1 protein-coding gene is annotated in these 390 nt (G+C 43.1%); it reads left to right on the top strand.

All coding sequences use genetic code 11. The features are described 5' to 3' along the window. Positions 1–390 (top strand): 2-C-methyl-D-erythritol 2,4-cyclodiphosphate synthase (gene ispF / locus J7R05_RS08880; RefSeq protein WP_208541930.1); only part of this gene is annotated, 390 nt, incomplete at both ends.

The following is a 390-nucleotide window of genomic DNA, read 5'->3' as shown; positions in this document are numbered from 1 at the left end:
CTTATATTATGTGGCATAGAAATTCCTTTTCATAAAAAATTGAATGGACACTCCGACGCGGATGTCGCGCTTCATGCACTAACAGATGCTCTTCTCGCTACGCGAGGTGCAGGAGATATCGGTACACATTTCCCCCCCTCTGATCCCCAATGGAAAAATGCATCATCAGAAATTTTTCTTCGTCACGCTCTTGATATTGTTAAACAAGCACGCGGTCGTATTGCCAATGTTGATATCACGCTGATCGCCGAAGAACCTAAAATCGGCCCCTATCGTCATAAAATGAGAGAAAATCTTATGAATATACTCACAATTTCACCCGATCGAATCTCCATCAAAGCAACAACAAATGAAAAGCTCGGATTTATTGGTCGTGGTGAAGGCATCGCG

It is taken from the genome of Bartonella capreoli (assembly GCF_902813205.1).
GTDB lineage: Bacteria > Pseudomonadota > Alphaproteobacteria > Rhizobiales > Rhizobiaceae > Bartonella > Bartonella schoenbuchensis.
The sequence above is the reverse complement of the archived record's forward strand: the minus strand, read 5'-3'. Positions and strand labels throughout refer to the sequence as shown.